Annotated in this window: 7 protein-coding genes, 2 pseudogenes and 1 other annotated feature; of the genes and pseudogenes, 1 reads left to right on the forward strand and 8 read right to left on the reverse strand. The window is 60.5% G+C overall.

The window, feature by feature from the left end; translation table 11 throughout:
- The first annotated feature begins 52 nt into the window (after positions 1–52).
- Positions 53–131 (forward strand) — a sequence feature (AL1L pseudoknot).
- Positions 66–965: pseudogene (locus H0W38_RS14640) on the forward strand (IS3 family transposase); the annotation flags it as partial. (Overlaps the previous feature by 66 nt.)
- Positions 966–1,215: 250 nt before the next feature.
- Here the strand turns inward: H0W38_RS14640 and H0W38_RS22120 are convergent.
- The 8 genes and pseudogenes from H0W38_RS22120 to H0W38_RS14675 all read right to left on the reverse strand — a co-directional run.
- A complete protein-coding gene (locus H0W38_RS22120) occupies positions 1,216–1,317 on the reverse strand; it encodes a hypothetical protein (protein WP_367162153.1) in 102 nt (33 codons plus the stop codon).
- 228 nt (positions 1,318–1,545) lie between these two features.
- A complete protein-coding gene (locus H0W38_RS14645; protein WP_292455331.1) occupies positions 1,546–2,106 on the reverse strand; it encodes a NifU family protein in 561 nt (186 codons plus the stop codon).
- A 91-nt stretch (positions 2,107–2,197) separates the two neighbouring features.
- The gene (gene grxD / locus H0W38_RS14650; RefSeq protein WP_292455334.1) at positions 2,198–2,518 is read right to left on the reverse strand and encodes a Grx4 family monothiol glutaredoxin; all 321 of its coding nucleotides are present in this window, start codon (positions 2,516–2,518) and stop codon (positions 2,198–2,200) included.
- 18 nt (positions 2,519–2,536) lie between these two features.
- Complete coding sequence (locus H0W38_RS14655; protein WP_292455335.1) at positions 2,537–2,782, reverse strand: BolA/IbaG family iron-sulfur metabolism protein; 246 nt, start codon at positions 2,780–2,782, stop codon at positions 2,537–2,539.
- A gap of 46 nt (positions 2,783–2,828) precedes the next feature.
- The gene (gene sufU / locus H0W38_RS14660) at positions 2,829–3,329 is read right to left on the reverse strand and encodes a Fe-S cluster assembly sulfur transfer protein SufU (RefSeq protein ID WP_292455337.1); all 501 of its coding nucleotides are present in this window, start codon (positions 3,327–3,329) and stop codon (positions 2,829–2,831) included.
- Positions 3,329–4,588 (reverse strand): cysteine desulfurase, encoded by a 1,260-nt coding sequence (locus H0W38_RS14665; RefSeq protein ID WP_292455340.1) that lies wholly within the window; start codon positions 4,586–4,588, stop codon positions 3,329–3,331. Before H0W38_RS14665 ends, sufU begins: the two co-directional genes overlap by 1 nt.
- The gene (sufD, locus tag H0W38_RS14670) at positions 4,585–5,901 is read right to left on the reverse strand and encodes a Fe-S cluster assembly protein SufD (protein ID WP_292455343.1); all 1,317 of its coding nucleotides are present in this window, start codon (positions 5,899–5,901) and stop codon (positions 4,585–4,587) included. Before sufD ends, H0W38_RS14665 begins: the two co-directional genes overlap by 4 nt.
- Positions 5,898–6,173: pseudogene (locus H0W38_RS14675) on the reverse strand (ABC transporter ATP-binding protein); the annotation flags it as partial. The gene sufD and the pseudogene H0W38_RS14675, both read right to left, overlap by 4 nt.

The raw sequence follows: 6,173 nt of genomic DNA on the forward strand, positions 1-6,173 counted from the left end.
CACTTCGCTTCTCACCTTGATTGACGCGCTCTTCTCATCCTGATTGACGCTGAACACTGATGGACTTCATTGACCAGCACCGAGGCACCCATGGGGTCGAGCCGATCTGCAAAGTTCTGCAGGTTGCCCCGTCGGGGTATCGACGCCACGCAGCGCTTCGGCGCGATCCGCAACGGCGCTGCGCCCGTGCCCAACGCGACGAGGCACTGGCGCCCCAGATCGATCGCGTCTGGTGGTCCAACATGCAGGTCTACGGTGCCGACAAGGTCTGGCGGCAATTGAGGCGCGAAGGCACTTCGGTGGCGCGCTGCACCGTCGAGCGGTTGATGCGACGGCAAGGGCTGCGCGGCTTGATGCGCGGCAAGGTCGTGCGCACGACGATCAGCGACAGCAAGGCGCCGTGTCCGCTGGACCGCGTCAACCGGCAGTTCCGTGCCGAGCGGCCGAACCAGTTGTGGGTCTCGGACTTCACCTATGTCTGCACCTGGCAAGGCTGGCAGTACGTGGCCTTCGTCATCGACGTGTTCGCCCGGCGGATCGTGGGTTGGCGGCTCAGCAGTTCGATGCGCACGGACTTTGTGCTCGATGCACTGGAACAAGCGCTGTACGCCAGGCAGCCCGAGCGCGATGCGTTGATCTGCCATTCGGACCGCGGGTCGCAGTACGTCAGCATTCGGTACACCGAGCGGTTGGCACAGGCCGGGATCGAGCCGTCCGTGGGCAGCAAGGGCGACAGCTACGACAACGCCTTGGCCGAGACGATCAACGGGCTTTACAAGGCCGAGCTGATCCACCGCCGAGCGCCATGGAAGACCAAGGAGGCCGTGGAGCTGGCCACGCTGGAATGGGTGTCCTGGTTCAACCACCACCGTCTGCTCGAACCCATCGGCTACATCCCTCCAGCAGAAGCTGAAGCAAACTACTACCGACAACTCGCCAGTCAAGTCACCACGGTGGCGACCTGACTTAAACCAAACAGCCTCCACCAAACCCGGGGCGGTTCAGGTTTCGGGGGTCAGATCAGAATGAGTGGACGCGATGGCAAGGGAGAACAAGGGTAAGCGGACGGCCAACACACCGTCGTAGGGCCCCCGACGTTGCGCTACAGCCACCACTGTAGCCAGACGACCCATGCCGCCGATCACATGCCCGTCATTGCCGGGTCCCTCGGAAATTCGCGGAGAGCCAAGGACGTCAGTGAATGACACTTGGCGATTAGGCGGACTCTGCGGGGTGGTCAACAAGCGCCGCGGCTTCTTCCAGCGTCATTGCGACGATGTTCAGTGCGTGCACCCGCGCGGGCATCCAGTCGGACACGGCGTCATAGACCAGCCGGTGCCGGGAGATCCGCGGCAGTCCATTGAATCTGGCGTCAATTCACTCGGACTCGAAAGTGACCAGCGCCACCCGAGGCGCCGGCGTGACCGGAGTGCAAATGGCTCTCGTCCTCGATCTGGATCGCGGCATTGGGAAATATTTGCCGAAAGCGTTCCAGCATTGCATCGTGCGTGGGTTTCATAGAGCGTTTTCTTCTTGCATGTCGTCTTAAACAGCCACGACTTCGATGTCCGGCTCGATCGACTTCACCAGGTTCTCGATGCCTCTGAGGGTGCCGGATATCGAGCTCGGGCAAGTACCGCACGCGCCCTGGTAATGCACGCTGAGCAGGTCGCCATCGAGGCTGATCACGTGGAGGTCGCCACCATCGCTTCTCAGATACGGACGGATCTGCTCGTCAAGCAAGGTGTTGATCGCGTCGAAGCGCTGCCGGTCTGGCGGACTGAGGTCGGCGTAGGCATGGTTTGCCGCCGCCACCGCCACCGCTGTCTGCGCCTGCGCCGCCGGCGCGGCGCGGATGGGCACCGCGAGCAAACGCACCAACTCCGGCCAATCGACTTCGCCGTCCTGGGTGACCGTGAGCCATTTATCAACGTAGAACACATTGCTGACGTGCTCAACGTCAAACAACGCTCGCGCCAGCGGGTCGCCTTGCGCTTGCTCGGCGTTCTCGTACGAGTGCGCAATTCCCCAGGTCAGCGGCTCCCAGAGAATGAATTTCACCGCGTTCGGATTGGGCGTGTCTTCAATGTCTGAAATCTTGGGCATCTGAACTTCCTGAAAGCAAGGCCACTCTCTTCGCGGCGAAAAGATAACAATCGCGTTGATTTGATATCCTGCCCATAACTCGTTTTGATCTTTATCGACCAGCCGATGAATCGATCAACTTCTGCAATTCACCTTGTTCGTACATCTCGCGCACAATATCCGCGCCACCGACAAACTCGCCGTTGATATAGAGCTGCGGTATGGTGGGCCAGTTGGCATAAGCCTTGATACCGTCGCGAATCTCAGGGTCGGCCAGGACGTTCACAGCGGTGTAGTCCTGCACGCCACAAGCCTTCAGTATTTGTACCGTCGCACCTGAAAATCCGCACTGCGGGAACTGCGGTGTGCCTTTCATGTAAAGCACGACGGAGTTGGTGGTGACCTGATTGCGAATATTTTCCTGAACGTTCATTTCAAATTTCTCCATATATTAAGTAGCCGATTCGGCCCAAGCATCGGGCGCAAAGGTCCGCATGGACAAGGCGTGAATTTCGGAACGCATGCGATCGCCGAGTGCCTGATACACCAGCTGATGCTGCTGTATTCTGCTTTTGCCGGTGAATTGCGGGCTCACGATCACCGCCTCGAAGTGCTGGCCGTCATCGCCCAGCACTTTCACGTGATCGCAGGGCAGGCCATTCACTATGGTGTTTCTCAGTTCATTCGCTGTGAGCATCTTCTCAACTCCAATTGATCCTCAATGGCCAAGACAAATGGCCCAATCACGCGTTGCCGATCGGTGCGTGCATCGGGTCCTCCGCGGCTTCAGTCGAGGCACTGGCGACCGAATTGAATGCCGCATGCAGCGTGTGCCACGGCAGGATCGCGCACTTGACGCGGGTCGGCAGATCCCGCACACCGGCGAATACCGCCAGCCGGCCGATGTGATTCGGGGTGTCCAGATCGAGTTTGCCGGTGGCCATGGCAAGAAACTCCTGGATCAAGGTTTCCACGTCGGTGCGTGTCCTGCCTTTCACAGCCACCGTCATCATCGACGCCGACGCCTTGCAGATCGCGCACGACTCACCCTGAAACGCGATGCCGTCGATGCACTCGACACATTCCGGGTCAAGATTGAGATTGAGCGCCACAGTGATGTGATCGCCGCACAGCGGGTTGTGGCCCACCGCATGGTGGCTCGCATGCTCTAGCGTGCCGTAATTGCGCGGCTTTTTGTTGTGGTCCAGGATGACCTCTTGATAAAGCGCTCGGTAGTCGGCCATTACGCAAACACCTTCTGCACGCTGCGAATGCCGCCGACAAGTGCATCGACTTCGGCCATGCTGTTGTAGAACGCAAACGAGGCGCGCGAAGTGGCCGGCACTTTGAAGCGCTGCATCACTGGCTGCGCGCAATGATGACCCGTGCGCACCGCCACGCCCTCCTGATTCAGCAGCGTACCGACGTCGTGGGGGTGCACGCCGTCAACCGTGAATGACAGCACAGCAGCCTTGTTTGTGGCCGTGCCGAGAATGCGCACGCCCGGCATCCGCGTCATCTGCTCGGTCGCGTAACTGAGCAACGCGTGTTCGTACTCGGCAATGGCGTCCATGCCGATGGCTGAGAGGTAATCCACGGCGGCGCCCAACCCGATGGCCGCTGCGATGGGAGGCGTACCGGCCTCGAATTTGTGCGGGATCGTGTTGTAGGTGGTTTTCTCAAAGGTCACCGACATGATCATGTCGCCGCCGCCTTTAAAGGGCTGCATTTTTTCCAGCAGCGCCGCCTTGCCAAACAGCACGCCAATACCGGTCGGTCCACATAACTTGTGGCCGGAAAAAGCGTAGAAGTCGCAATCCAGATCCTTCACATCTACCTGCAGGTGCGGCGCCGCCTGCGCGCCGTCCACCAGCACCGGCACGCCGCGCTCATGGGCGAAAGCGATCATTTTCTTCACCGGGTTGACCGTGCCCAGCGCGTTCGAGACATGCATCACGCCGACGAACCGGGTTCGTTCGTTGAACAGCTTCTCGTAGTCGTCGATCAGCAATTCGCCGGCGTCGTTGATCGGTACCACACGAATCTTCGCGCCCTTCTCTTCGGCCAGCATCTGCCACGGCACGATGTTTGAATGGTGCTCGAGCGTGGTCAGAATGATCTCGTCGCCGGACTTGATGAACTTTCGGCCGTAACCGTGCATCACCAGATTGATCGCATCGGTCGTGCCGCTGGTAAGAATGACTTCGCGCTCTTCACGCGCATGGATGAAATGCTGCAGCTTGCGCCGCGCGGCCTCGTACTCGCTGGTTGCCGTCTCCGACAGGTAATGCACTGCGCGGTTGATGTTGGCATGCTCGCTCGTCTGGTAGCGCACCAGGCGGTCGATCACCGTCTGCGGCATCTGGTTCGAGGCGGCGTTGTCGAGGTACACCAGCGGCTTGCCATCGATCTTGAGTTGCAGGATCGGAAAGTCGGCGCGTATGCGTTCGACGTCAAAGGCAGACGCCGAGCGCGGATTGAATGCTGCCCGGACGGCGCTCATGGCAGGCTGCCGGTTTGTTCAAGCATCTTCAATTCAAGCCGGTGCTTGAGTGATGCGACCGGAATGCGCTCGAGGATCTCGGCACCGAAGGCATAGGTCAACAGATTGCGCGCGACGCTATCGGACAGCCCGCGGCTCTTCAGATAAAACACTTCGTCGCTGTCGAGCTGGCCGATGGTGGCGCCATGCGCGCATTTCACGTCGTCCGCGAAAATCTCCAGCTGGGGCTTGGTATCGACTTGGGCTTTGCCGGTGAGCAGCAAGTTGCGACTCGACTGGTTCGAGTCAGTGCGCTGGGCCCCGTGGCGCACCATGACTTTGCCGTTGAACACGGCGTGCGCGCTGCCGCCGACGATGCATTTGTGAAGTTGGCGGCTCACACCATTCGGCTGGGCGTGGTCGATAGATGTGTGGGTGTCGGCAAGCTGGCTGTCGGCAATCAACGCCAGGCCGTCAACCACGCACTCGGCGCCTTCGGCCAAGCGCACATTGAGGTTGTAGCGAGAAATCTGGGCGCCGAGCGCAACACTCACCGACTGATAGTTGCTGGAACGCCCCAGCGATACCGCGCAATCAGCAATGTGGAACGCCTTGACGCTATCGCGCTGCACGCGGATATGCTTGACCTGGGCCTGATCGGCGAGCGCGATCTCGGTCACCGGGTTGACGAAATAGGCCGCATCCAGCAGCGCAACATAGTCTTCGATCAAGGTCACGCTGCTGCCGGACTCAGCGACCAACAGGCAGCGCGGGTAACTGACCACCTCGGCTTGCGTCGCAATGAAGAGCAGATGCAGCGGCGCTGTCAGTGTCACATTGCGCGGCACCACAACCACGGCCACATCCTGCAGCAAGGCCGTATTGAGAGCCGCGAATACGTTATCGCCGAATGCTGCGTGTCGGCCGAGGTGGGGCTCGATGGTCGCAGCCTGCGCCGTATCTGCCGACGACAGATTGGCAACCATCGCGCCGCCGTCTGTGAGTGTGCTGGACAACTGCGGGACATAGACGCCGTCGACAAAAACCAACCGGGTCGTTGCCTCTTCAAAATAGAACTGCTCGATGTGTGCCGCGCGCAGATCGGTGGCACTGCGCACCGGCTGAAACGACAGCCTGGTGAGCGGCGAAATGTCGGTAAAGCGCCACTCCTCGTCGCGCAGGGTCGGCACTTTCAGCACGTCCAGGCGGCCAATGGCCTGCGCGCGCAACGCGTTGATCCACGCCAGTGAGCTGGCCCGCAGCTGCGGCTGACCTTCCAGCAGCGTGTCGAGGTAACCCGCAGCGGGTCGCCGCATCGAGGTGACCGTGCTCATGCAACCACTGCCATCGCCGCCTGGTGCTCGGCAGCGACCCAGTCGTAGCCACGCGTCTCGAGTTCGAGCGCCAGCGCCTTGTCGCCCGTCTTGATGATGCGGCCCGCCTCCATCACGTGGACGAAGTCGGGCACGATGTAGTTGAGCAGTCGCTGGTAGTGCGTCACCAGCACGATCGCATTCTCTCTGTTGGCGAGCTGGTTGACGCCCTGAGAAACGATCCTGAGCGCGTCGATATCGAGGCCGGAATCGGTCTCGTCGAGAATCGCCAG

It is taken from the genome of Methylibium sp., from assembly GCF_013817365.1.
Taxonomy (GTDB): domain Bacteria; phylum Pseudomonadota; class Gammaproteobacteria; order Burkholderiales; family Burkholderiaceae_C; genus Methylibium.

What these genes read in the sequence shown, in the direction of transcription:
- H0W38_RS14645 (WP_292455331.1), bottom strand. Translation starts at nt 2,106, where the DNA reads ATGCCCAAGATTTCAGACATTGAAGACACGCCCAATCCGAACGCGGTG.
- grxD (WP_292455334.1), bottom strand. Translation starts at nt 2,518, where the DNA reads ATGAACGTTCAGGAAAATATTCGCAATCAGGTCACCACCAACTCCGTC.
- H0W38_RS14655 (WP_292455335.1), bottom strand. Translation starts at nt 2,782, where the DNA reads ATGCTCACAGCGAATGAACTGAGAAACACCATAGTGAATGGCCTGCCC.
- sufU (WP_292455337.1), bottom strand. Translation starts at nt 3,329, where the DNA reads ATGGCCGACTACCGAGCGCTTTATCAAGAGGTCATCCTGGACCACAAC.
- H0W38_RS14665 (WP_292455340.1), bottom strand. Translation starts at nt 4,588, where the DNA reads ATGAGCGCCGTCCGGGCAGCATTCAATCCGCGCTCGGCGTCTGCCTTT.
- sufD (WP_292455343.1), bottom strand. Translation starts at nt 5,901, where the DNA reads ATGAGCACGGTCACCTCGATGCGGCGACCCGCTGCGGGTTACCTCGAC.